This is a genomic window from Agrobacterium sp. MA01 (assembly GCF_009650195.1).
In the GTDB taxonomy this organism is placed as follows: Bacteria; Pseudomonadota; Alphaproteobacteria; order Rhizobiales; family Rhizobiaceae; genus Allorhizobium.
Window position 1 is genome coordinate 365,426 of sequence record NZ_CP045854.1, and the last position, 23,770, is coordinate 389,195.

At 61.8% G+C, this 23,770-nt stretch carries 18 protein-coding genes and 1 tRNA gene; 10 read left to right on the top strand and 9 right to left on the bottom strand.

Going from position 1 to position 23,770, the window contains the following annotated elements; all coding sequences use genetic code 11:
* Positions 1-19: 19 nt before the first annotated feature.
* The 5 genes from GH983_RS01705 (at position 20) to GH983_RS01725 (ending at position 5,677) form a co-directional block, all read left to right on the top strand.
* The gene (locus tag GH983_RS01705; protein ID WP_069042235.1) at positions 20-1,447 is read left to right on the top strand and encodes a short-chain fatty acyl-CoA regulator family protein; all 1,428 of its coding nucleotides are present in this window, start codon (positions 20-22) and stop codon (positions 1,445-1,447) included.
* Positions 1,448-1,586: 139 nt separating this feature from the next.
* Entirely contained in the window at positions 1,587-2,687 is a 1,101-nt protein-coding gene (locus tag GH983_RS01710; protein ID WP_054150804.1) for a polyamine ABC transporter substrate-binding protein, read from the top strand.
* 87 nt (positions 2,688-2,774) lie between these two features.
* Positions 2,775-3,929 (top strand): ABC transporter ATP-binding protein, encoded by a 1,155-nt coding sequence (locus tag GH983_RS01715; RefSeq protein ID WP_153761435.1) that lies wholly within the window; start codon positions 2,775-2,777, stop codon positions 3,927-3,929.
* A 10-nt stretch (positions 3,930-3,939) separates the two neighbouring features.
* A complete protein-coding gene (locus GH983_RS01720; RefSeq protein WP_054150802.1) occupies positions 3,940-4,845 on the top strand; it encodes an ABC transporter permease subunit in 906 nt (301 codons plus the stop codon).
* Positions 4,846-4,855: 10 nt separating this feature from the next.
* Entirely contained in the window at positions 4,856-5,677 is an 822-nt protein-coding gene (locus tag GH983_RS01725) for an ABC transporter permease (protein ID WP_054150801.1), read from the top strand.
* Positions 5,678-5,696: 19 nt separating this feature from the next.
* Here GH983_RS01725 and GH983_RS01730 read toward each other — a convergent pair whose 3' ends face one another.
* A complete protein-coding gene (locus GH983_RS01730) occupies positions 5,697-5,930 on the bottom strand; it encodes a DUF6460 domain-containing protein (protein WP_153763521.1) in 234 nt (77 codons plus the stop codon).
* Between the two features lie 91 nt (positions 5,931-6,021).
* The gene (locus tag GH983_RS01735; RefSeq protein WP_153761436.1) at positions 6,022-7,905 is read right to left on the bottom strand and encodes an AsmA-like C-terminal region-containing protein; all 1,884 of its coding nucleotides are present in this window, start codon (positions 7,903-7,905) and stop codon (positions 6,022-6,024) included.
* Between the two features lie 222 nt (positions 7,906-8,127).
* Between GH983_RS01735 and GH983_RS01740 the strand changes: the two genes are divergently transcribed.
* A complete protein-coding gene (locus GH983_RS01740; protein ID WP_371418508.1) occupies positions 8,128-10,011 on the top strand; it encodes an acetoacetate--CoA ligase in 1,884 nt (627 codons plus the stop codon).
* Between the two features lie 250 nt (positions 10,012-10,261).
* On the opposite strand, the gene GH983_RS01745 is transcribed toward GH983_RS01740, so the two are convergent.
* The 3 genes from GH983_RS01745 to GH983_RS01755 form a co-directional block, all read right to left on the bottom strand.
* Positions 10,262-11,884, bottom strand: coding sequence for an iron ABC transporter permease (locus GH983_RS01745; RefSeq protein ID WP_153761438.1), 1,623 nt, complete (start codon positions 11,882-11,884; stop codon positions 10,262-10,264).
* Positions 11,885-12,038: 154 nt separating this feature from the next.
* A complete protein-coding gene (locus GH983_RS01750) occupies positions 12,039-12,680 on the bottom strand; it encodes a LysE family translocator (protein ID WP_153761439.1) in 642 nt (213 codons plus the stop codon).
* A gap of 35 nt (positions 12,681-12,715) precedes the next feature.
* Positions 12,716-16,471: an ATP-binding protein gene (locus tag GH983_RS01755; protein WP_153761440.1), complete on the bottom strand. Its 3,756-nt coding sequence runs from the start codon at positions 16,469-16,471 to the stop codon at positions 12,716-12,718.
* A gap of 247 nt (positions 16,472-16,718) precedes the next feature.
* On the opposite strand from GH983_RS01755, the gene GH983_RS01760 reads away from it, so the two are divergent.
* From GH983_RS01760 to GH983_RS01770, 3 genes are all read left to right on the top strand, one after another.
* Entirely contained in the window at positions 16,719-17,159 is a 441-nt protein-coding gene (locus GH983_RS01760) for a phasin (protein ID WP_054150794.1), read from the top strand.
* 164 nt (positions 17,160-17,323) lie between these two features.
* Positions 17,324-17,400 (top strand) — tRNA-His (locus GH983_RS01765).
* A 188-nt stretch (positions 17,401-17,588) separates the two neighbouring features.
* Positions 17,589-17,891: a PilZ domain-containing protein gene (locus GH983_RS01770; protein WP_153761441.1), complete on the top strand. Its 303-nt coding sequence runs from the start codon at positions 17,589-17,591 to the stop codon at positions 17,889-17,891.
* Positions 17,892-17,925: 34 nt separating this feature from the next.
* On the opposite strand, the gene GH983_RS01775 is transcribed toward GH983_RS01770, so the two are convergent.
* The 4 genes from GH983_RS01775 to GH983_RS01790 form a co-directional block, all read right to left on the bottom strand.
* On the bottom strand, positions 17,926-18,789 hold the full coding sequence (locus GH983_RS01775) for a DUF6671 family protein (RefSeq protein WP_153761442.1): 864 nt from the start codon (positions 18,787-18,789) through the stop codon (positions 17,926-17,928).
* A gap of 166 nt (positions 18,790-18,955) precedes the next feature.
* Positions 18,956-20,059: a branched-chain amino acid aminotransferase gene (locus GH983_RS01780; protein ID WP_153761443.1), complete on the bottom strand. Its 1,104-nt coding sequence runs from the start codon at positions 20,057-20,059 to the stop codon at positions 18,956-18,958.
* Between the two features lie 159 nt (positions 20,060-20,218).
* Positions 20,219-20,824 carry a HupE/UreJ family protein gene (locus GH983_RS01785; protein ID WP_153761444.1) on the bottom strand — a complete coding sequence of 202 codons (606 nt, stop codon included), beginning with the start codon at positions 20,822-20,824 and terminating at the stop codon, positions 20,219-20,221.
* 97 nt (positions 20,825-20,921) lie between these two features.
* Positions 20,922-21,803, bottom strand: a complete 882-nt coding sequence (locus GH983_RS01790) for a LysR family transcriptional regulator (RefSeq protein ID WP_153761445.1) — start codon at positions 21,801-21,803, stop codon at positions 20,922-20,924.
* A 380-nt stretch (positions 21,804-22,183) separates the two neighbouring features.
* Between GH983_RS01790 and GH983_RS01795 the strand changes: the two genes are divergently transcribed.
* Entirely contained in the window at positions 22,184-23,680 is a 1,497-nt protein-coding gene (locus tag GH983_RS01795; protein WP_153761446.1) for a CoA-acylating methylmalonate-semialdehyde dehydrogenase, read from the top strand.
* Positions 23,681-23,770: the final 90 nt, after the last annotated feature.

A 23,770-nucleotide genomic window follows, 5' to 3' on the forward strand; every position in this document is an offset into this window, starting at 1 on the left:
CTTGTAAAGGAGCTGTAAATTGGCAGAGCGCAAGATTTTCGCGGGCCCCCGCGTCCGCCGCATCAGAAACGGCCTCGGCCTCACCCAGACGGCCATGGCCGAGGCGCTCGAAATCTCGCCGTCCTATCTTAATCTCATTGAGCGCAATCAGCGGCCGCTCACGGTCCAGCTGCTCTTGAAGCTTGCCTCCGTTTACAAGGTCGATCTCGATGAGCTGCAGGGGGAGGCCGGTGGATCGACGAGCCAGCTGCGTGAGGTCTTCGCAGATCCCCTGCTTTTAGGCGAGCTGCCAGGCGATCAGGAGCTGATCGAGGTGGCGGAAGCCGCCCCCAATGCCGCGAGTGGCATCGTAAAGCTCTACAGGGCCTACCGCGAGCAGGCGGCCCGGCTCTCCGATCTCGCCGATCTCCTGGCCCGCGAGGGGCACGAAACCTCTCTGTCAGGCGCCCGTCTGCCGATCGATGAGGTCCGCGAAGTCTTCGAGCGTCGACCGAATTATTTCGCCCGGCTCGACGAGGCAGCCGAGACATTTCATGCGGGCTTGAGCCTCGCGCCCGGTGATGATCTCGCCGTCGCGCTCAAGGCATGGCTGCGCTCCACCCATGGCATTGTTGTTCGCGCCTTGCCGGTGCAGACCATGCCGTCGCTGCGCCGCCGATACGACCGCCATTCCATGCGCCTGTTCCTTTCCGAGCGCTTGTCGCCCTTCGATCAGTTGCGCGAGGTGGCCATGGAGGTGGTGCTTCTGGCGCTCGGCGAACATGTCCAGGCCGAACTGGATGCGTTGGGGCTGTCGTCCGGCGAGGCGCGCCGCATCGCCCGCTTCGAGCTCGCCCGTTACACAGCCCATGCCCTGATGATGCCCTACGGCGCCTTTCTCTCGGCTGCGATCCGCGCCCGCTACGACATCGACGTGTTGCGTGCCCGTTTCAATGTTTCCTTCGAACAGGCCGCCAACCGTCTGACCATGATGCAGCGCCCGGGTGCTACGGGCGTGCCCTTCTTCATGATGGAGATCGACAATGCCGGAAACCGCTTCCGCCGGGCGGGCGCCACCGGTTTCCCACATTCGAAGTTCGGTGGCGGCTGTCCCAAGCTCAATGTCCACGCAGCGTTTGCCCAGCCGGGTCAGGTGCTGGTCGAGCAGGTTGAGATGCCGGATGGCAGCGGCTTCGTGACGATCTCGCGGACCCTCGAAGGTCCGCAGGCCGGTTTCGGCGAGCGTATCAGGCGCACGGCCCTTCTGGTCGGCTGCGACGCCGTGAGCCGCGAAGAGGTGGCCTATGCCGCCGCTTTGCCCGATCGATCGCAGCCGGCAATCGCCATCGGCCCCGCCTGCCGGCTGTGCGAAAGATCTGGCTGTCTGGCGCGCGCCGAGCCGCCGCTCACCCGCCCGCTCGGCCTCGACGAGATGGTCACGGGCCTTTCGGCGTTCGATTTCCAATGAAGCAGATACACCCGATAAAGCATTCGCGACTGCGAAGAATTTCGCTTGTCGCCCGTCCAATTCCTTTCTAGTCTCTTAAAAAATAACGGGAATGGCATCGGGGGCTCTCCGCTCCCCAAGGCTGGAACAGGAGAAAAAAATGAAGGCTCATTTCATCCGTACGGCGTCGGTAGCCCTGGCGACGATCTTCATCGCATCGGCTGTCCAGGCGCAGGAACGCGTCGTCAACGTCTACAACTGGTCGGACTATATCGACGAATCCGTCCTTGAGGATTTCACCAAGGAAACCGGCATCAAGGTCGTCTACGACGTCTTTGATTCCAACGAATTGCTCGAAACCAAGCTGCTGGCTGGCGGATCGGGCTACGATGTTGTCGTGCCGACGGCACCCTTCCTGGCGCGCCAGATCCAGGCAGGCGTCTTCCAGAAACTCGACAAATCCAAGCTCACCAACCTGCCGAACCTCTGGCCGATGGTGTCAGAGCGCCTCGCGAAATATGACCCCGGCAACGAATATGCCGTCAATTACATGTGGGGCACGACCGGAATCGGTTACAACGTTGCCAAGGTCAAGGAAGCACTGGGTGCCGATTTCACTGTCGACAGCTGGGATGCGATTTTCAAGCCTGAAAATGCCGAGAAGCTGAAGTCCTGTGGCATCAACATCCTCGACGCTTCGGACGAGACCTTCGCGATCGCGATGAACTATATCGGCAAAGACCCGGACAGCAAGGAATCGGCTGATCTGGAAGCCGGTGGCGAAGTCTATATGAAGATCCGCCCCTCGGTGCGCACCTTCAATTCCTCCGCCTATATCGACGATCTCGCGAACGGTGACGTCTGCATGACGATCGGTTGGTCGGGCGATATCCTCCAGGCGAAGGCACGAGCCGAGGAGGCCAATAACGGCGTCGAGATCAACTACGTGATCCCGAAGGAAGGCACCTACATGTGGTTCGACAACATGGCGATCCCCGCGGATGCCAAGAACGTCGCCGAAGCGCATGAGTTCATCAACTTCCTGATGCGCCCTGACGTGATCGCCAAGGCGTCCAACTACGTCCAGTATGCCAACGGCAACCTGGCGTCGAAGGAGATGCTCGCCCCCGAGGTTAAGGACAATCCGGCCGTTTATCCGCCGGAAGATGTCATGGCCAAGCTCTTCACCATTTCCCCTTATGGCCCGCGTGAACAACGCGTGTTGAACCGGGTCTGGACAACGATCAAGACCGGCAACTGATCAAACACTGAAATCGCCGGGCGCCACAAACGCCCGGCGAATTGCTTTAGGTGTAGGGGCAACAAGAAGAACGGCTGGGATCGGGTAATGGCGAAGACACTGGGGCCTGTTAAGCGTAAATTTTCTCCTTGGACCGATCCGGATGCCGTTCCATTCATCCGCTTCGAAAACGTCACGAAGCGCTTCGGTGATTTCGTCGCTGTCGACAATCTGAGCCTCGATATCTACGAGCGGGAATTCTTCTCGCTGCTTGGCCCCTCGGGCTGCGGCAAGACCACGCTGATGCGCATGCTGGCCGGCTTCGAGCAGCCGACCTCCGGTCGAATTCTGCTGCAGGGCCAGGATCTCTCCGGCGTGCCGCCCTACAAGCGCCCGACCAACATGATGTTCCAGTCCTACGCGCTCTTCCCGCATATGACGGTCGAGAAGAACATCGCCTTTGGTCTGGAGCAGGACAATCTGCCGAAGGCCGAGATCGACGCGCGCGTCCAGGAAATGCTGAAGCTGGTCAAGCTCGATCAGTTCGCCAAGCGCAAGCCCAACCAACTCTCCGGTGGTCAGCGCCAGCGCGTGGCACTCGCTCGCTCGCTGGCCAAGCGTCCCAAGGTGCTGCTGCTCGACGAGCCGCTCGGCGCTCTGGATCGCAAGCTTCGCGAAGAAACACAGTTCGAGTTGATGGACATTCAGACCAAGCTCGGTCTGACCTTTCTGATCGTCACCCATGACCAGGAAGAGGCGATGACCGTCTCGGATCGCATCGCGGTCATGGACAAGGGCATCCTCGTCCAGGTGGCGACGCCGGCGGAAATCTACGAGGCGCCCAACTCGCGTTACGTCGCAGACTTTATCGGTGACATCAACATTCTCGAAGCCAAGCTCGAATCCAAGGAAAGCCATGGGGCCGACGACCTTGTTCGCATCGACAGCGATGGTGTGAAGATCGTGGTCGAACAGGCCTGCGAGGCCCACAGCGGTGACACAGTCGCATTTGCAATCCGACCCGAAAAGGTGCGCATCTCCACCACCCAGCCGGAAGGCGAGACTGCAAACGCTCTGCATGGCGAGGTCTGGGACATCGGCTATCTCGGCGACTTCTCGGTCTTCATCGTCCGCCTTGACGATGGCCGCATGTTCCGCGCCGCCCAGGCCAATGTCTCGCGTCTCGTCGATCGCCCGATAACCTTCGGCGACATGGTCTGGCTGTCCTGGTCGGCCGATGCCGGCCTTGTTTTGACACGCTGAGGGGGCAAGAATGGCCGAAACCGTCGCTCCCTCGAAGCCAGGATTGGCCAAATGGCTGGTCGTCATCATTCCCTATCTGTGGATGGTGCTCTTCTTCCTGACGCCCTTCCTGATCATCGTGAAGATTTCGCTGTCCGACACGGCGATCGCCATGCCGCCCTACACGCCGGTGTTGGAAGGTTTCGCAGCGATCGGGGATTTCATCAGCCAGCTGGATTTCGAGAACTACGTCTTCCTTACGGAAGACTCTCTCTATTTCAACGCCTATGTTTCGTCGCTCCGCATCGCGCTAATCTCGACCTTTCTGCTGCTTCTGATCGGTTATCCCATGGCGCTTGCCATGGCGCGTGCTTCCGTCAGCATTCGCCCGACGCTTGTTATGCTGGTCATCCTGCCCTTCTGGACCTCGTTCCTGATCCGCGTCTATGCCTGGATCGGCATCCTGAAGCCGGAGGGGCTGCTGACCGTACTTCTGCAATCGCTCGGCCTGATGGACGAAGGCAGCCAGGTCCAGATCTTCCGCACTGAGATCGCCGTCTTCATCGGCATCGTCTATTCCTATCTGCCCTTCATGGTGCTGCCGCTCTATTCGGCTCTGGAGAAGATGGACGGCACCCTGCTGGAAGCCGCAAGCGACCTCGGCTGCCCGCCGTGGAAGGCCTTCTGGAAGATCACCTTCCCGCTGTCGATCCCGGGCGTGATCGCCGGCTCGATGATCTGCTTCATCCCGATCACCGGCGAATTTGTCATCCCCGATCTGCTGGGCGGTGCTGACACGCTGATGATCGGCAAGACGCTGTGGACCGAATTCTTCGGCAACCGCGACTGGCCGCTGGCTTCCGCCGTCGCCGTCCTGCTTTTGCTCATTCTGGTCGTGCCTATCGCGATCTTCCAGAACCAGCAGCAGAAAGTGTGAGGGCGCGACGATGAAACCCGGAAAATTCGACGCCACTATCCTGACGCTCAGCTTCGCCTTTCTCTACATCCCGATCCTGATCCTGGTGATCTATTCCTTCAACGAGTCGAAGCTGGTGACGGTCTGGGGTGGCTTTTCGCTCAAGTGGTACGGCGAGATGTGGCGCAATGCCGGCCTGATGAGCGCGGCCTGGGTCACGCTCCAGGTCGGTCTTTTGAGCGCCACGCTCGGCACGGTGCTGGGCACGCTCGCCGCTCTCACACTCGTTCGCTACACACGCTTCAAGGGACGCCTGCTGTTTTCCGGCATGGTCTATGCCCCACTGGTCATGCCTGAAGTCATCACCGGTCTGTCGCTGCTCTTGCTCTTCGTCGCCATCGGCGTCGATCGCGGCCTGATGACCGTCGTGATCGCCCACACGACCTTCACCATGTGTTACGTGGCGATCGTTGTGCAGTCGCGTCTCCTCACCTTCGATACGAGCCTGGAAGAGGCAGCGCAGGACCTGGGGTGCCCGCCGGTCAAGACCTTCTTCAAGGTGACCCTGCCGCTGATCCTGCCCGCCGTCATCTCCGGCTGGATGCTCGCCTTCACGCTCTCGCTGGACGATCTCGTCATCGCAAGCTTCACCACCGGTCCAGGTGCCACGACGCTACCGATCAAGATCTACTCGCAGGTGCGCTTAGGGGTAACGCCCGAGATCAACGCCATCTGCACCATCCTCATCGGGATCGTGACCCTCGGCGTCATCATCGCCTCGATCGGTACCAAGCAGCGGGAGCTTCAGCGGCAGCGAGACGAACATGTCGCCGCGCGAGGCACACTGGCCTGAACATGCAAAACGGGGTGTGTCAGCCCCTCGGCGGCATCAGGATATAGGTGACCAGCCAGATCGGCAGGATGACCACGGCCCCCATCACCATGCGCGGTGCCGCCCAGGCGAAGGCCGAGATCATGCCATTGTGCAACTCCTCGGCCGTCACACCCAGGAAGTCCATGACCGATCTGGGCGTGATGCCGAAGATGGACAACAGGCTGCCGGCCAGCAACGATGCCAGAGCCAGTTTCAGAAAACCCGACAGCATTGTTTGCACCAGCCGTCCCCCAACCTGTGATTCGTCCATTCTAGTATTTGAGTTTTCGAATGGAACTGTCAGGCAGCGACGCTTCGGACCTTTATTGTCCAGGGACCGGCCGAGCGGGGATAGGCGAGATGACGGGATCGCTCCACGCGCCGCCAATGAAGAAGCTGAGCGGAAGCTGTGTCTGGTCGCCGTTGCTGGCCGCTGACAGTGCACCTGTCAGCGCCAGTGCCTGGCGGCTGTAGGGAATGATCCCCGCCAGGTCGAGCTTCTGTCGCTTACCGATGATGTCAGCTCGTTCGACTTCCGCCGACCCCTCCGAAAAACTGACGGCGATATCCAGCGTGCTGTAATCCAAGCCGTCGTTTCCGGTGGCGCTCAGCTGGAAGTAAGCCCGGTCGGCTGCGAGCCGCCGCAAGCCGTCCGGGCTGAAGCCGGTGACCTGCCCATTGTCCGACGCAATCGTCAATTTGCCGGACATGGCCTCGATGTTCTGCTGCCAGCCGGTCCCGACCAGTTTCGCATTGAAGCCGACTGATCCGGTCCCCTTGAGCGAAGGGCCACCATCAAGTGAGAGGCGCGACATCAGATCTCCGAGATCGACGCGTGTCATTGTCACCGCGACGTCCGCGCCTTTGTCGAAACCTTCTCCCGTGCCGCTCAGCCGGGCAGCAATCGTCCCACCGAGGAAGCGCGTGTCGGCAATCACCAGGTTGAGCGCATCACCCCGACCGATAAGGCTTGCCCCGAGGTCACTCATGGGAAAGCCGCCGAAAGCGGCCGTGGCCGCCGAAAGGCGCAGGTCGATGTCGAGCCAACGGGTCAGGCCGGGCAGGCGAACATTCGCCCGGTCACCGACATTGATGGACAGGGCCTGAAGCATATCGTCCAGTTGAAGATGGTCGATTGCAAGCGTGCTGCTCAGGAGGGGGCGCTCGCCGGGACGATTTTTGAGCGCCAGGATGCCGTCACCGCGGCTATCGTTGATCTCGAAGTCGAGATCCTCGAAGCGCCATTCGTCCTCGGCATTCGTCACCCGCGCCTGGATGGCGGCGGTTCGCCAGCGTTCGGTTCCGGCAAGGCGAAGGCCGAGGGCCGCAGCCGTCTTGGGAACATCGGAGATGCGAATATTGATATCGGTGTCTTCGGCGCTCGCCTGACGCAGGCTAACGGTTCCGCGAACTTCTGCGCTCAAATCCGCAATCGAGGCGGATGCATCAACCCGGCTCGCTGCTCCGCCGATCAGGACCAACGGCGTCGGCGTCTGGAGTTTGACCGAAACCGGAGTGTCGCCCAGCCGAAAACGTCCCTGGCCGGACAGGGGCGCTGCAAGACCTGGCCAATCGATATTTGCATTGACGCCGCTTGCAACGAAAGACGCGCCGCTGGCGACATCGGTCAGCGTGACCTCGCCATCGATGATCTCGACCGATCCGATTTCCGCATTGTCGGCGGCACCGTTTGTCTGAACATCAGGCGTGGCGGCTACTGCCGCGCGGACCGCATCGCTCAAGACGCCTTGATCGCTCCAGTCGAGCCCACCATCGATACCGCGCCAGACCTGGATCCGCGGGCGCTCCAGGCGAAACGCACTGAAGTCCGGCCGGCCGGCAAGCGCCGAGATCAGGCCGAACCGCGCAGACAGCCGATCAACCTCCCCAAGCGTCTCCAGTTCGCCATTGGAGATGCGCGTCACCTTGATGCCGGTCAACGTGATCTGCGGCTGCGGCCAGAAGCCGATATCGGCAACGTCGTCGATCGTCACCTCGTGTCCGACCCAGGCCGCAATCGACGAGGCGATGGCAGATCGCACCACGGAACTCGACACCAGATAAGGAGCGCTGAGCCGCAGGACGACCGATACGGCCACGATGACAGCGGCGATCAGCAAGGCGAGCTTGATCATGCCCCTGCGGCGGCCACGCGGCCAGCGGGAGGAGGGGCGTGAAGTATGATCGCCACGTCCTGGATTGCGCATGCCCTGATGAAGGTCCTGAGGTTTCGTGAACTTCTGCGCGGATATAGGAATTTGCCCTCTGGTGCAAATGTCAGACCATATTCCAAGCCGCACGCGTCTGTATATTGCATTGCCGCATGCTATAGAAAGACCATGCGCTTGAGGAGGATCAGCATGACCGGACAAAAAGCCCTTTGGACACCGTCTGAAGATTTCAAGACGAAACAGCCGCTTACCCTGTTCATGCAGTGGTGCGCCGATCGCCTTGGCCGGAGCTTTGCGGATTATGATGATTTTCATCGCTGGTCGGTCGAGGACCGCGCTGCATTCTGGTCTGCTGTCTGGGACTATTGCGAGGTGATCGGCGAAAAGGGCGGTTTGGCGCTGTCTGACGGCGATGACATGCTCAAGGCGCGCTTCTTCCCCGAAGCGCGACTGAATTTCGCCGAGAATCTGCTCGCCCATGCAGGCGAGGGCGATGCGCTGATCTTCCGGGGCGAAAACAAGGTCGCCGATCGGTGGTCCTGGTCTCGACTGACTGCGACGGTATCCCGCCTGCAGCAGGCGCTTTCAGCCATGGGCATCGGTGAAGGTGACCGTGTGGCGGCCATGATGCCGAACATGCCGGAGACGGTGGCGCTGATGCTGGCCGTTACCTCGCTCGGCGCGATCTGGTCCTCCTGCTCGCCTGATTTCGGCGATCAGGGCGTGCTCGACCGTTTCGGCCAGATCGAGCCGAAGCTTTTCGTTGCCTGTGACGGCTATTGGTATAACGGCAAGCGGCAGGACGTCTCCGACAAGATTGTCGCCGTCGCCGCCAAGCTCGATGTCCCGGTGCTCGTCGTTCCCTACGCAGGAGACACGGCGGCGCTGATCGAGCGCTTGCCGGATGGCCGCAGCTTCGAACAGTTCATCACCGATTTCTCGGTCAAGGACATCGAGTATCGCCGTCTGCCGTTCTCCCATCCGATCTACATCCTCTTCTCCTCCGGCACGACCGGCGTGCCGAAATGCATCGTCCATTCGGCCGGCGGCACGCTGTTGCAGCATCTGAAGGAGCATCGTTTCCATTGCGGGCTTGAGGCCGGAGAGCGGCTTTTCTACTTCACCACCTGCGGCTGGATGATGTGGAACTGGCTCGTCTCGGGCCTTGCCTGTGGCGCCACCCTCTGCCTCTACGATGGTTCGCCCTTCTATCCCGACGGCAATGTCCTCTTCGACTATGCCGCGACCGAGAAGTTCGCCATCTTCGGCACATCGGCCAAATACATCGACGCCGTCCGAAAGGGCGGCCTCGTGCCGAAGAGCTCGCATGATCTATCGAGCCTGAGGCTGATGACGTCGACGGGCTCGCCGCTGTCGCCGGAAGGCTTCTCCTTCGTCTATGAGGGGATCAAGGAAGATATCCAGCTTGCCTCCATTTCCGGCGGCACCGACATCGTGTCCTGCTTCGTGCTCGGCAATCCGTTGAAGCCAGTCTGGCGTGGCGAAATCCAGGGGCCGGGCCTCGGGCTTGCGGTTGAGGTCTGGGATGACGACGGCAAACCGGTCCGCGGCGAGAAGGGCGAACTGATCTGTGCCAAGGCCTTCCCGTCCATGCCGGTGATGTTCTGGAACGATCCCGACGGCGCCAAGTATCGCGCCGCTTACTTCGAACGCTTCGACAACACCTGGTGCCATGGCGACTTCGCCGAATGGACCGAGCATGACGGGATCGTCATCCACGGGCGGTCAGACGCGACCCTGAACCCCGGCGGTGTCCGGATCGGGACGGCCGAGATCTACAACCAGGTCGAAAAGCTCGACGAAGTGGTCGAGGCGATCTGCATCGGTCAGGACTGGGATGACGATGTCCGCGTTATCCTATTCGTGCGCCTTGCGCCGGGCCTGTCTCTCACCGAGGAACTCGACAAAAAGATCAAGACGCAGATCCGCACCGGCGCCTCGCCGCGTCACGTCCCGGCCAAGATCATTCAGGTGGACGACATTCCCCGCACCAAGTCCGGCAAGATCGTCGAGCTTGCCGTGCGCGAGGTGGTGCATGGTCGCCCGGTCAAGAACGAGGAAGCGCTCGCCAATCCGGAAGCGCTCGCCCTCTTCGCCGATCTGCCACAGCTGCGCTCCTGACGAAAATGTGTCCCGAAACACAGCAATATCAGGGCAATACCTCAAATGTTGGGTAGCTGGCGGCGCCGACGGGTAAGGATCTCTTAACTGGCATTCGGCAAGACTGAGGGCAACTTGGAGATGCGCGATCAGACGCAGTGAGGCCTCGATTTAAGCCTCCGACAAAATGTCGATCGCTCGAGTACTCCGGTTCGACAGCATTGACTCAAGGGCGGCTTCGGCCGCCCTTTTTTTGCGGTGCGATGCCGGTTCAACGCCTCTCGTCGAGCGATCGGGAAACCAGGATCACGGGGATCAGGCCGGCAGCAATGATGATGATCGCCGCCACCGAGGCATCCTGTGCCATGCCCCGCGAGGCATCCTCATAGACCAGCGTCGCCAGCGTATTGAAGTTGAATGGTCTCAGCAGGATCGTGGCCGAGAGTTCCTTCAGCGTCTCGATGAAGACGAGCAGAGCCGCCGTCAGTACGGCAGGACGCAGGTTGGGAAGCAGCACCTGGCGCAATGTCTGCAGACCCGAGCGGCCGAGTGTCCTAGCCGCCATGTCGAGATGCGGGGATAGCTTCTGGAAACCGGCATCGATCGTGCCTTCCGCCATGGTCAGGAAGCGGACGGTATAGGCATAGACGATGGCAAAACCTGTGCCCGACAGAAGAAGGCCGGTCGAAATGCCCAGGTTGGCACGCAGCCAACCGTCCAGGGCGTTGTCGAAGCTCGCAAGCGGGATCAGAACGCCAATCCCCAGCACCGTACCGGGAATCCCATAACCGAGTGCGGCAAGCCGTCCGGCGGCCTTCGCCAGACGCGAACGGTCTGTCCGCGCGGCATAGGAGAGCACAAAGGCCAGGAAGACCGTGATCAGGGCGGCGGCCGAGGACACGAGCGTCGAGTTCCAGAGGGCATCAAGCAGGCGCGGCTCGAGGAAATCTTCGAGACGACGCAATGCGAACCCGCCCAGCACGAAGACAGGCACGACGAAACCGACAAGGATCGGCAGAAGGCAGAAGATCGCCGCAAGCCATGCCTTCGGGCCCTTCAGCCTGAGCCGGATGGCATCGGGCACGATGGCCGTCGTCTTGTGGCTCGAGAAGCGCTGCTGTCTGCGAGCGATGCGCTCGATGACCAGAAGGCCGGCAACGATCACCAGCATCACGCAGGCGATCTGCGCTGCACCCGCCAGACTGCCGCGATTGAGCCAGGTGTCATAGACGGAGAAGGTCAGCGTTTGCACGCCCAGATACTCCACGGCCCCGATGTCGTTCAGAGTCTCCATCATCACAAGCGTCAGACCGATCATGATCGCCGGGCGCGCCATCGGGACCTGGATGCGGGCAAAGACCCTGAATGGGCTGGAACCGAGTGTGCGGGCGACATCGGCTGCTGCGCGCCCCTGCATCAGGAACATCGATCGGCAGGCGAGGTAGACGTAAGGATAGAGCACCGCCGACATGACCAGCACGGCGCCCGACAGCGATTTCACATCGAAGAAACTGTATTCGCGCGACGACGTGAAGCCGAAGATTGCCCTGTAGGTCGTCTGCACCGGTCCCGTGAAATCGAGAAACTCCCCGAAGGCATAGGCAGCCAGATATGAGGGAATGGCGAGCGGCAGAACAAGGGCTGGAGAGAGGAGGCGCCGCAGCGGAAACTCGCATGCCGTGACCAGCCATGCCGTGCCGACCCCGACGACCGCAGTCACAAGGCCGGTGAAGAGCAGCAGCCAGAAGGTCCTGACGCCGGCGCGCGGGATGACATTCGTCATCATATGCTGCCAGTTGTCGGGCTCGGCAGAGAAGCCGATGACGAAGATCGCCACGATCGGCATGAAAACGACCGCCGCGGCAATCAGAGCAGCAAACGTTGCCGATCCCATGCGTCTGCTGGCATGCGTGCCCTTGGGCGAAACGGAGTGGGCTGTGCCCGTGCGCGGCAATGTGGACAAACGGTCGGCCCTTGCGAATGCGGGAATGGTTTTCCTCTAGCGGAAAGCGAGGGCGATGAAAACCGGCCCGACTGTCGCGGCGTGGTCAGCGCCGCAGATGTGCGAGACTTTCGCCGATCAATCGCAACCCAAGTGCACCGATGACAACGCCGGCGAGCCGGTCGACCCAAAGTTTCGCGCTGAGATAGGCGCGTTGCGAGCGCGGCACCGAGAAGGCGATCGCAACGATGGCATACCACCCGGCCTCGATCAGAAAGATCACCGGCGGCAGTGCAATAACCACCATGAGTGGCGGGTTTTGCGGCATCAGGGCCGCAAAGATGCTGGCATAGACCACGGCAGTCTTCGGATTGCTGATCTGCGTGACGAAGCCGAGCGCCAGGCAACGCGGCAGCGAGTGCATGGTCCGCCCCTCTTCCGATCCGACCGAGATCGGCGCAGCTGCGCCGCGCCAGATCATCACACCGAGATAGACGAGATAGAGCCCGCCCGCGACCTTCAAAACCAGGTAGAGCCACTCAACCCGTTCGAGCAGGGCAATAAGACCAGCGAGCGCCAGAACCGCAAACAGTGCCCCACCAAGCCCCATCCCGATCGCTGCTGCAAGTCCATGCAATCGCGTATTGGCAACCGAAATCCGCGAAACAAGTACGAAGCTCGGCCCGGGGCTCATGGCACCGACCGCGATGGCGACAGCAATGCCGAGGAGAATGCTGAATGCCGTCATGCCGTTCTCCCCGTCCTCGCGATCATTCCGAGATGTCAGTCCGCCAATACCCTCGGCGAAGGAAAGGTCACCTCGACCAGCGTGCCTTCGTTCGGCGTCGACGAGATCGCAAACTGGGCCCGGTTCGCGTCAACCATGGCCTTGGTCAGCGGAAGGCCGAGACCGGTGCCGTCGCCGCGATTGCGTGGCGTGCCGGTCGAAACCTGGCGGAAGGGTTTCATCGCCTGCTCGAGTTCGCTGCGCGACATTCCAATGCCGGTATCCCGGATCCGGAGCGCCACGCTGCCATTCGCTTCATAAGCCGTCGACACGATGATCTGTCCGCCAGACGGCGTGAAGCGGATTGCATTCGCCAGGATGTTCAGCACGATCTGCTTGATCGAGCGCCCGTCGGCCACAACATTCGGCACGGCCTGCGACAGCGCGGTGCGGATGATCACCCGCTGGCCATTCGCCTGCGGCTGCACGATCGATACGGCTGCCTGCACCATTTCGTTCAGCCCGACGGAGGAGAAATCGAGCTCCATCTCGCCCGCCTCGATCTTGGAAATGTCGAGGAGGTCGTTGACGATGTCGAGCACATGACGGCCAGAGCGCACGATGTCGTGCGCGTATTCGCCGTAGCGCGGATGACCGACCGGGCCGAAATGCTCGTTGGCCATCATGTCGGCAAAGCCGATGATCGCGTTGAGCGGTGTCCGGATCTCATGGCTGACGCGGGCAAGGAAGTCGGTCTTGTGGGCGTTGGCCGTTTCCGCCGCGCGCTTTGCGTTGCGCAGCTCTTCCTCGGTCCGCTTCCATTGCGTGATGTCGCGGATGACTGCGCAATAGCCGTTGGAGGAGTTGAGCCTGCCGATGGTCATGAACAGCGGCAGGAAGCCGCCGGAGGCCTCGCGACCGATCACTTCGCGACCGTCGTTCAGGACGCTAGCGACGCCATGACCGGCAAGTCCGCTCAGATAGTCGAGGATCGACTTCTGGCTCTCATGCGCAAACAGCATGACAAAGGGTTTCCCGCGCGTCTCCATGTCGTCGAAGTTGAAGAGCGCGCTTGCCGCCCGGTTCATCGAACGGATGTCACCGTCGGAATCGAGGATCACCACGCCGTCGGTCGCGGTTTCCAGGATCGAACGCAGCTCGTCCACTTCGACCTTCATGCGCGCGAGTTCCCCCGCCTGCGCCGGTGTCGCGGCCGATGCAACCGTCACCGTCTCGGGCTCGGCCGACATTTCCGGCCTGACCTGTTCCTCGGGCTGGGCAATCAGTGCCAGCATCAGGGCGGTGGTTTCCTCGAAGCGCACGGATTGTAGCCGTGCCGTGACCGGTAGCAGGCGATCGTCGGCGCAGAGCGCCACGACCTGGCCCGCCTCATCGCCGGGCTCTTCCAGATCACGACGCTGTATCAGCGTGTCGAGACCACCGACGTCGTCAAGTTCACCCAGCGTCTTGTATCCCGTGAGCGCGAAGAATTCCGGATTGGCGTGGATCAGCCGGTCGCCGACATGCACCAGGAGCGCGACCGGCATCAGGTCGATGATATCGGCGGTCAGGCTGCGCTCGCGTCTTCCGGCCGGCCGATCCGCCGATGGGCTGGGCAAATTGGCTTCGGCCGAACGCTCGGCGACGGGCTCGGTCGGCGTGATCGCGCTGGCGGGCGGCGTCTGGGGCGCTTCCGGCGTCTTCGGTGACGGCGCGGCCGGCTCGTTTCGCAGCACGGGTGGCTCCGACGACGCCAGCGACTGCTCGACCTTTGCCCTGAGGCTGAGCGGATCGAGCTTGCGTGCGATCTCCTGGAATGCGGCCTGTTCGCCGGGTGTCAGGCTGTCGCGCTGGCGCACACGATGATCTTGCAGCTGCACGACCTTGTCTGGCAGGCTCGGTTTGCGCGGCTCCATGATCCGCAGCACCGGTGGCTCGAAGTCGACCGGGCGCGACGGCGCAAGATCGTTGGCGCTTTCGGCTTCCACGCTCGGCTCAGCGGCGTCAACCGCGTCGTTGTCGTCATCCGCCTCGATGAGGGTGTCGAGAACCTGTTCGCCTGCCTCGGAGATCTGCTCTTCGAGATAATCTTCCGGCGGATGGCTCTCGCCTTCGCTGAGTTCGCTCAAGAACTCCGCGAGTTCCTCGTCCCGGTCGCTGTGCATACCGGTCGGCAGTTCGTCCGGCGCCTCAACGGAGGGCCGCTGCTCAACAAAGGTCATGCCGATCGCGTCTGGATCGTCCTGTGCGTCCGCGACCCTGACGATCCCGAAACCGCGGAAGCCGTCGAATTCGCGGTTACGCGTATAGGTTGGCAGGGCCGCCAGATCGACGGGCACGACCAGCCGTGTTCCTTCGACGGGCCAGTAGATCGTCTTGCCGGACCAGGTGTCGCGTTTCTTCAGGAGTTCGCTGATCTTGCCGTCCGGATCGAGATTGAAAAGGGCCGCGAGATCGGAGAAGGCAACGCCCTCGATATCGGCCGCACGCGGGCCGACGGCCTGGGCAAACTCCGCCGAAACCTCGCTGAACCGGCCCTCGGCATCGATCTTCCAGACAAAGCGTGTGGCGCGCCGATCCTGATGAAACGTGAAACCTCCGGTGTCGGGGCCATGGTCCGCGAGCCTGGTTGTCGGCGCGACGGTCGCTGCAGCGGCGGTCTCAACGGTCTCCACGATCTGATTGGTAGCGGGCACGTCCGCTTCCGTGACAACAGGCGGTTCGTCGAAATGATCGGCCACTTCCGACGACAAGGGCTCATCCGGCTCGTTGGCAAACGTGTCGTCAGTCTCGTCCGGGATCGCTTCGACCTCTGCCTCAGCCGTCTCGTCCACCAGCACATCAACGTCTGCATCGGTCGTTTCGTCCTGCGCGTGGAAAGCGTCGGTGTCCGGCTCGATTTCTTCAATGTCTCCGAGGGCAGCAATCACGCTCTCAAAGGGCGCAGCAGGCGAGGGGAGCTCGGCCGATTCTGCCATTGCCTCATCCGCGGAGATTGCGAAGTCTTCGGTCTCGGTCTCGGTCTCGGTCTCGGTCTCGGTCTCGGTCTCGCTCTCGTCTTCGACCGTATCGTCGGCCCGGACAGGCTCGGCGATTGCGGTCGGCAGATCTTCCTCTTCCGCAAAGTCGTCGCTCGGGTCCATCTGGCCGAGGATCGTCTCGACCGCGAACAGAAGATGGAGTGCCGGCGCGTCAGAAATCTTGCCGATGGCGGCGGGGAGATATCCCCGGCCTGTCGGGATCGGCCGCTTGACGAGCCTGTCTGCATCCGCCTCGACCAGATTGATCAGCATGCGCGCCGTCTGCGGCGTGATGCCGAGGCCCGGGAAGCCGTCGGAGCTCGCGACGAGGCCGCCCTCGCCATCGAGCACGGCCATATGCGTGTCCGGATCGTCGAAGCCGCTCATCAGTTCCTGGGCGAGCTGCTTATCCCCGGTCGCGCGCTTGAGGGCCGGCAGCGAGAGCAGGATCACCGGCTCCCCCTTGCGGATCTCGATGCAGTCGGCGGATGCCGTGATCGGCAGCTTCTGGAAGCCCGAGGTGATGCGCAGCATCAGGTTGCGGCTGTCGCCCGGCGCAGACAGTTGGCGGGCAACCGTTTCGAGCTGCCGAAAGGTGATGTCTCCGCGGTTAGGGCCTTCCTCGAGAAAGTCGTAGATCGAGTTGGCGCCGAAGAAGCGGGCGCCGGCCCCGTTGCACCAGAGTACCCGCCCCAGCCCCGGCGCGAACAGCACGAGCGCCTCGCCCCGCGCCAGACGCGGTCGGATGAGGTCGTGCACGGCGACGTCGATGAATGGGTATTGAGCGGGCATTTTCGGACCTGTCGCTTCATGGCCTGCGAGTAAATTAACAGATTTTTAATAGCTAGGCAGTGCCTTTGGGTCCAGAAAGTCGGGACCCTTTCGATTGGTAAGGTTAATCCGCCCCGGTTTTCAACATGCAGAAAATCTAATTGTGCATCGCACAATAATATTGCAATGCACAATATCAGGTGCTATATAGGGTTCATGAATGAAACATGAGGGGTCGCCGAGATCCCCCGACAAGAGGAAATGCACCATGAACACCAATGATATCTTCTCTTTCTCCTCCTTCGACCCTTCGAAGATGCAGGAAAGCTTCCGTGACTTCGCCGAAAAGGGCGCAGTCCAGTCGAAGGAAGCCTATGCCAAGATGAAGTCCGCCACGGAAGAAGCCACGAAGACCGTGGAAGCGACCGTCCAGACGGCCCAGGCCGGCACCGTCGAACTCGGCCTCAAGGCGATCGACGCCATGCGCACCAATGCCGATCTCTCGCTCTCGCACATGGAAGCGCTGCTCGGCGTCAAGTCGATGGCTGAACTGGTCGAACTCCAGACCGCCTTCATCCGCAAGCAGGCTGAAGTGACGATCGAACAGGCCAAGGCGATCCAGGAAACCGCCAAGAAGGTTGCCGAAACGATGACCAAGCCTGGCAAGGAAGCTGCCGAAAAGGTCATGTCCTCGCTCAAGGTCGCCTGATCGACTGCGATTACTGAAAAATCCTCCCAAGGATCTTGGGCCGGGCATAGCGCCCGGCCTTTTTCATAACCCCAAGCCTTTTCGCCTGATGCGCAGAAAGGGCTTGAAAAAAAATCCATCTGCTCGTATGTGACCCCTCGACGGCGTCAGCGACGCGGTCATGTGCGGTTGTAGCTCAGTTGGTTAGAGCGCAGGTTTGTGGCACCTGAGGTCGGAGGTTCGAGACCCCCCAACCGTACCATTTTCTCCCTGGTTGATACTGAAGCAATCTGGAACGCCCGCTTGGCGCGGCCCGTGTGTTTGTCCGCATGCTCTTCAATGCCTAAAATGCGATCGTTTGCATTAACCTGAAAACAAGGCTTCGGACAGTTCCGGCTTTGAACCTCGACCTTTTGGTGCTCTCATTTGAACCAGACGAGCGGAGGTCCGATGGAACGTCGCAACGAGATAAGACAGCGCTGCGAACTGGATTCGCTGGTCCTGATGTTCGGCTGCCATGTCCGGGGATGGATTTCCGACTGCAGCCCCAAGGGGCTGGGTCTGGTGCTCTCCGAAGGCGTAGAACTCGCGGATCATGAGCCGCTTGTCCTTTATTGCGATCTGTTCGGTGTTCTGCATGCCGAGATCATCTGGAAGCAGGACGAGAAGATCGGAGCGCGGATACGCAACTGGAAGACGGCGGCGGTCAGCAGCCGGATCCGGCCCTACCTCCTGCAGCCATCGAGGATCTGATGATTGCGGTCTTCAGGCTGCCGCGTCGTTGTCGTCACGGATTGCAGAGCGCGCAGTAGGTCGGGTCCGCAACGGCGCCGAAGGCTTGCTCATGGCGCTCCTCCACGCCACAGGAAACACACCCGAACACATCATGCCGCGGCAGCGATGTCGGAAAGCCACAGAGGCTGCAGGGCAGACCGTATTCGGTTCTGACCTTGCCCCAGCCTGGATGGCGGCAATGCGTGCACGGTGTCGACAGACGCGCTGCCATATGCCGTCCAACCTCGCCAATCACCACCATTCGCCGGGGATTCATGAATGCCCGCATGTCGGTCTCGATATGCGCACGTCCGGTCGGGGAAAGCCCGGCCGCGGTCCCGATCGCGATTTCCAGATCCGCAACAGTGCGAATGCCCTTGGCCACCGGTGCGTTCAACCGACCTACGGGCGCAACGACGAGGCCCTGCTCCGGGAAGCCGATCCGCTCGAGAAAGGCGTCTGCATCCCCGACCGAAACGGCAGGGCAGTGACCGAATGTTGGCCGCTCGTCGATCCTCATTTCCGCGATTTCGAAGCCCTGTGCCGCGTCCACGTAGAGCAGCAGCTCGCGACCGACCGCGAGCAATGGAATGGTCGGATGGGGGCCATAGGCGCCCTCGCTGGCAAGCGCTGCCTGCAGACCAGTTTCCTGCATGGCGGCTTGTGCCTTGGCCCGTGCCGCCTCCAGCATCGTCCCGGATCGCGGCCGATCCCGGGTGAAGGTCCCGAATTGATCGGTATCGAGGGCCGATGGCAGCACCAGGTCGATACCGATGGCTGCGAACGACGCGGAGAGAGCGCGCTCCTTTCCGTGAATCGTCGCCATGGCCATCCGTCGCGGCAGCACGAAGTCCGAGGCGGACCGACCGTTCGTCATGTCGTCTTCCTGCATCTGTTCCGGGCCGCAGATGTGCCGCCGTCTCTTTTGTTTCGGACCTTCATTGCTTGCGCCGGTCCGTTCCGGTGTCCAAGGCGTCCGCCCAAACGAAATACCCCGCCATGTTGCCATGACGGGGGTTCAAAGCGTGTGACTGTGCCTGTCGTCAGGCGCGCGTCACTTCCTTCACCCAGCCATGTGTATCCGCCACGGATCCGCGCTGGATGCCGGTCAGCTGGTTGCGCAGCTTTTCCGTTTCCATGCCCGTGCCGGCATTGCCGATGACGAATTCGCCGCCGGGATGGCGCACCGTGCCGATCGCTGCAACAACGGCAGCCGTGCCGCAGGCGAAGGCCTCGCGCAGCTTGCCGCTCTTGGCGTCCGCCATCCATTCATCGAAGGAATAGGGGCGCTCGATGACATCAAGGCCGTTGTCTCCGGCAAGCTTGATGATCGAGTTGCGGGTGATGCCCGGCAGGATCGTGCCCGAGAGCGGCGGCGTGACGACAGTGTTGTCGTCCATGACGAAGAAGACGTTCATGCCGCCCAATTCTTCGATCCATTTGTGCTCGGCGGCATCCAGGAAGACGACCTGGTCGCAGCCGCGGCTTGCCGCTTCCTTCTGGGCGAGAAGGCTCGCCGCATAGTTGCCGCCGCACTTGGCTGCACCAGTGCCGCCAGGAGCCGCACGCGTGTAATGTTCGCTGACCCAGAGCGTGACCGGCTTGCTGCCGCCCTTGAAATAGGGGCCGACAGGCGAAGCGATGACGCAGAACACGTATTCACGCGAGGGGCGTACGCCGAGGAAGGCTTCGCTGGCAAACATGAAGGGACGCAGATAGAGGCTGCCTTCGCCTTCCGGAACCCACTTGGCGTCGATCTTCACCAGTTCCTCGACGGCCTTGAGGAAAAGCTCTTCCGGCACATCAGGCATTGCCATGCGCTCGGCCGACCTGTTGAAGCGGCGGGCATTTTCTTCCGGGCGGAAGAGCGTGATGCGGCCATCGGCAGCCTTGTAGGCCTTCATGCCCTCGAAGATCTCCTGCGCATAGTGCAACACGCTTGCCGCCGGATCGATCTGGAAGGGTTTGCGCGCCGAGACTTCCGGGCTGTGCCAGCCCTTGTCGACGTGCCAATGTACCACCGCCATATGATCGGTGAACAGCGTTCCGAAGCCCAGGTTTTCGAAAGCCGCGAGCCGCTCGGCTTCCGGCATGGGCGAGGCATTCGGAACGATCTGGAAGTCGAGGAGTGCGGTATTCGTGGTCATGGAGAGCCTGTGTCTGAGCTGTTCACGGTTGCGCTGGCCGCGCCGATGGAGACGGTCGCGACCGGTGCCGTCGTTTGTGCGGTTTGATCGCGGTTTGTCAACAGAAACCATGCTATCGCGATGCAGCAAAACGCTTGGTCTGCAGGGCCGAGAGCCGGCTTAGCCCATCGCGAGCCTGAACAGGAACCAGAAGCCGGCGAGCGAGATGACCGCCCCCAGCGCCTGCACCAGCCGGCCGCCGCCGATCGGCTTCAGGGCAGCACCGATTGCGATCCCGATCACATGGATCACGCCAGTGGAGACCACGAAGCCCACGGTAAAGGCTGCGGGGTCGCTGGCGCGCGGCGCGAGCACACCATGCGGATAGCCATGCATGAGCGCAAAGGCTGCAATCAGCACCAGCGCCGCCCATTCCGGCGCCCGCCACGCGGCCGCAATCGCACCGCCGAGAACGATGACAGAAACGGCAATCCCGTATTCGATCGGCTGGTCGGGCAGAAGGCCGGTCATGCCGATGATCCCGCCCACGCACATGATCATCGGGAAAGTCGCGGGCAGCGTCCAGACCGATCGGCCACCCATCTGCGCGCCCCAGAGCCCGACAGCGAGCATGGCAAGCAGATGGTCTAAGCCAGCCAGCGGATGGCCGAAGCCCGAGCCGAACCCGCCGAGCGGTCCGTCCATCACATGCGCATGGGCGGGAAGTGCAAAGAGGAGTGCAAACAGAAAGGCCGGAAGGCCGAGATGAAGCAAGGGCTGGCGCATGTCAGTATCCATGGGTGATCAGATCGTCGCAGTCTATCTGCGTCGCTCATGACGGAAAAGCGTCCTCAAAACGCACTCCGGTCATCGGCCAACCGCGTCAGCTGAAGATCGCGCGATCTTCGTCCACCGCATCCTGCAGGAATTGCACCACCGCCCGAACGCGCACGAGTTCCCGCGCACTTTCGTGGAAGGTCGTCCAATAGGCTCGGCGGATCGTGACCTCGGGCAGCACGCGAACGAGGTGGTCATGCTGCCGGGCGATATAGCTGTGCAGGATACCGATGCCCGCACCCGCCAGAACCGCCTCCGTCTGGCCGATCGCCGAGGAGATCTCGAAGCCGGCATTCCAGTCGCGCATCACCTCGCCGGTGAAATTCAGCGACGGCGTGAAGATCAGGTCCTCCACATAGCCGATCCGGCGATGGGCCTTGAGACCTTCGGCGGTCGTCGGGAGACCGTTCGTTTCGGCATAACCCTTCGATGCATAGAGCCCGAGCGTGTAGTCGACAAGCTTCGACGAGACGAGCCGCCCCTGATCCGGCCGCTCCAGGGTGACAGCGATATCCGCTTCGCGCTGCGACAGCGAAAACGAGCGCGGCACCGGCACGAGCTGGATCTTCAGTTCGGGATGGCGCTCGATCAGCGTGCCGAGCCGGGAGGCGAGAAAGAAGACGCCAAAGCCGTCCGGCGCGCCGATCCGTACAGTACCCGCCACCTGGGTGTCCGTCCGACCAAGCCGCGCCTGCACCTCCAGCATCTCCGTTTCCATCCGCTCGGCAGAGCCGAGAAAGGCCTCGCCCTCGGCGGTCAGTTCGCAGCCATTGGTGCGGCGGATGAAGAGCCGTGTCTTGAGCGCCGTCTCCAGCGCCGTCAGCCGACGCGAAAGCGTGGCGTGGTTCAGGCCCAGACGTCTGGAGGCGGCGAGGATCTGGCCCGTGCGCGCCACGGCCAGAAAGATGCGAACGTCATCCCAGTTCATCGGTGGCCCCCTCTGCTCCCGGAATGCGGGTTACCCCCCCCTCTGGCCTGCCGGCCATCTCCCCACATGGGGCAAGAACTGATGAGCTGCCGGCCGGTCGCCCGCCTTTGGAGCTTGCTGAACCGAGCAGCAAACGCGGCGCCACGTTCTCCCCCCCCCTTGCGTGGGAGATGTCACGCAGTGACAGAGGCGGGTATTCATATGCGATAGCCCTGCCCGTGTGGGGGAGATGCCTGGCAGGGCAGAGGGGGGTGGCACACGAAAGACCGATCAACGATGTCACCTAACATTAATTTTCGCACAACAGATGCGTAAATGATCGCGTTGATTTGTGCAAATCAAAGCGCATACTGCCTCCACAACAATCCAGGAGGACACCCATGTATCAGGTTGGTCATTTCATCGGTGGCAAGCATGTCGCCGGCACGTCGGGCCGCAAGCAGCCGATCTACAATCCGGCAACCGGTGAAGTGCAGGGCGAGGTCTCGCTCGCAAGCGCTGAAGAGCTGAACGCGGCGGTCGAGAACGCCAAGTCGGCCCAGGCCAAGTGGGCCGCCACCAATCCGCAGCGCCGCGCCCGCGTCTTCATGAAGTTCGTTCAGCTCCTGAACGACAATATGGATTCACTCGCCGAGACTCTCTCGCGCGAACACGGCAAGACCATCGAAGACGCCAAGGGCGACATCGTCCGTGGCCTGGAAGTCTGCGAATTCGTCATCGGCATCCCGCATCTGTCGAAGAGCGAGTTCACCGAAGGCGCTGGCCCGAACATCGACATGTATTCGATTCGGCAAGCGGTCGGCATCGGCGCCGGCATCACGCCGTTCAACTTCCCGGCCATGATCCCGATGTGGATGTTCGCGCCTGCGATTGCCTGCGGCAACGCCTTCATCCTGAAGCCGTCCGAGCGTGACCCGTCCGTTCCGATCCGCCTGGCTGAACTGATGATCGAGGCAGGGCTTCCCGCCGGCATCCTCAACGTCGTCAATGGTGACAAGTCCGCCGTCGACGGCATCTTGACGCATCCGGACATCTCGGCCGTCTCCTTCGTCGGCTCGACCCCGATTGCCCGTTACGTCTATGGAACGGCTGCGATGAACGGCAAGCGCGCTCAGTGCTTCGGCGGCGCCAAGAACCACATGATCATCATGCCGGATGCCGACCTCGACCAGGCCGCTCAGGCGCTGATGGGTGCCGGCTACGGCTCTGCCGGCGAACGCTGCATGGCAATCTCGGTCGCTGTTCCAGTCGGTGAAGAAACCGCCAACCGCCTGATCGAAAAGCTGACCCCGATGGTGGAAAGCCTGCGCATCGGCCCCTACACCGATGACAAGGCCGATCTCGGCCCCGTCGTCACCAAGGAAGCCCAGGCGCGCATCAAGGGCCTGATCGACTCTGGCGTCGAAGCCGGTGCCAAGCTCGTCGTCGATGGCCGCGATTTCAAGCTCCAGGGCTATGAAAACGGCTATTTCGTCGGCGGCTGCCTCTTCGATCACGTCACGCCGGATATGGACATCTACAAGACCGAGATCTTCGGCCCTGTCCTCTCGGTCGTGCGCGCCAAGACCTATGAAGAAGCCCTCGACCTGCCGATGAAGCACGAATACGGCAATGGCGTTGCGATCTACACCCGCGACGGCGACGCTGCTCGTGACTTCGCCAGCCGCATCAACATCGGCATGGTCGGCATCAACGTGCCGATCCCGGTTCCGCTCGCCTACCACTCCTTCGGTGGCTGGAAGTCCTCGTCTTTCGGCGATCTCAACCAGCACGGCACGGACTCCATCAAGTTCTGGACCCGCACCAAGACGGTCACAAGCCGCTGGCCGTCGGGCATCAAGGACGGTGCCGAGTTCGTCATGCCGACGATGAAGTAAGAGAAGCAACGTCGTTCACAATTGCGCCACCCCGTCGAAAGGCAGGGTGGCGTTCTCTTGCCAGCATGAAATCGGCTGATAGCTTCTCCG

Bases quoted from the DNA above. Each gene is read 5' to 3' on its own strand.
- GH983_RS01725 (WP_054150801.1), top strand. From the start codon at position 4,856: ATGAAACCCGGAAAATTCGACGCCACTATCCTGACGCTCAGCTTCGCC.
- GH983_RS01750 (WP_153761439.1), bottom strand. From the start codon at position 12,680: ATGACGGCATTCAGCATTCTCCTCGGCATTGCTGTCGCCATCGCGGTC.
- GH983_RS01745 (WP_153761438.1), bottom strand. From the start codon at position 11,884: ATGGGATCGGCAACGTTTGCTGCTCTGATTGCCGCGGCGGTCGTTTTC.
- GH983_RS01785 (WP_153761444.1), bottom strand. From the start codon at position 20,824: ATGCGCCAGCCCTTGCTTCATCTCGGCCTTCCGGCCTTTCTGTTTGCA.
- GH983_RS01775 (WP_153761442.1), bottom strand. From the start codon at position 18,789: ATGACGAACGGTCGGTCCGCCTCGGACTTCGTGCTGCCGCGACGGATG.
- GH983_RS01735 (WP_153761436.1), bottom strand. From the start codon at position 7,905: ATGCGCAATCCAGGACGTGGCGATCATACTTCACGCCCCTCCTCCCGC.
- GH983_RS01795 (WP_153761446.1), top strand. From the start codon at position 22,184: ATGTATCAGGTTGGTCATTTCATCGGTGGCAAGCATGTCGCCGGCACG.
- GH983_RS01790 (WP_153761445.1), bottom strand. From the start codon at position 21,803: ATGAACTGGGATGACGTTCGCATCTTTCTGGCCGTGGCGCGCACGGGC.
- GH983_RS01770 (WP_153761441.1), top strand. From the start codon at position 17,589: ATGGAACGTCGCAACGAGATAAGACAGCGCTGCGAACTGGATTCGCTG.
- GH983_RS01710 (WP_054150804.1), top strand. From the start codon at position 1,587: ATGAAGGCTCATTTCATCCGTACGGCGTCGGTAGCCCTGGCGACGATC.
- GH983_RS01780 (WP_153761443.1), bottom strand. From the start codon at position 20,059: ATGACCACGAATACCGCACTCCTCGACTTCCAGATCGTTCCGAATGCC.
- GH983_RS01740 (WP_371418508.1), top strand. From the start codon at position 8,128: ATGCAGTGGTGCGCCGATCGCCTTGGCCGGAGCTTTGCGGATTATGAT.
- GH983_RS01755 (WP_153761440.1), bottom strand. From the start codon at position 16,471: ATGCCCGCTCAATACCCATTCATCGACGTCGCCGTGCACGACCTCATC.
- GH983_RS01760 (WP_054150794.1), top strand. From the start codon at position 16,719: ATGAACACCAATGATATCTTCTCTTTCTCCTCCTTCGACCCTTCGAAG.
- GH983_RS01720 (WP_054150802.1), top strand. From the start codon at position 3,940: ATGGCCGAAACCGTCGCTCCCTCGAAGCCAGGATTGGCCAAATGGCTG.
- GH983_RS01715 (WP_153761435.1), top strand. From the start codon at position 2,775: ATGGCGAAGACACTGGGGCCTGTTAAGCGTAAATTTTCTCCTTGGACC.
- GH983_RS01730 (WP_153763521.1), bottom strand. From the start codon at position 5,930: ATGCTGTCGGGTTTTCTGAAACTGGCTCTGGCATCGTTGCTGGCCGGC.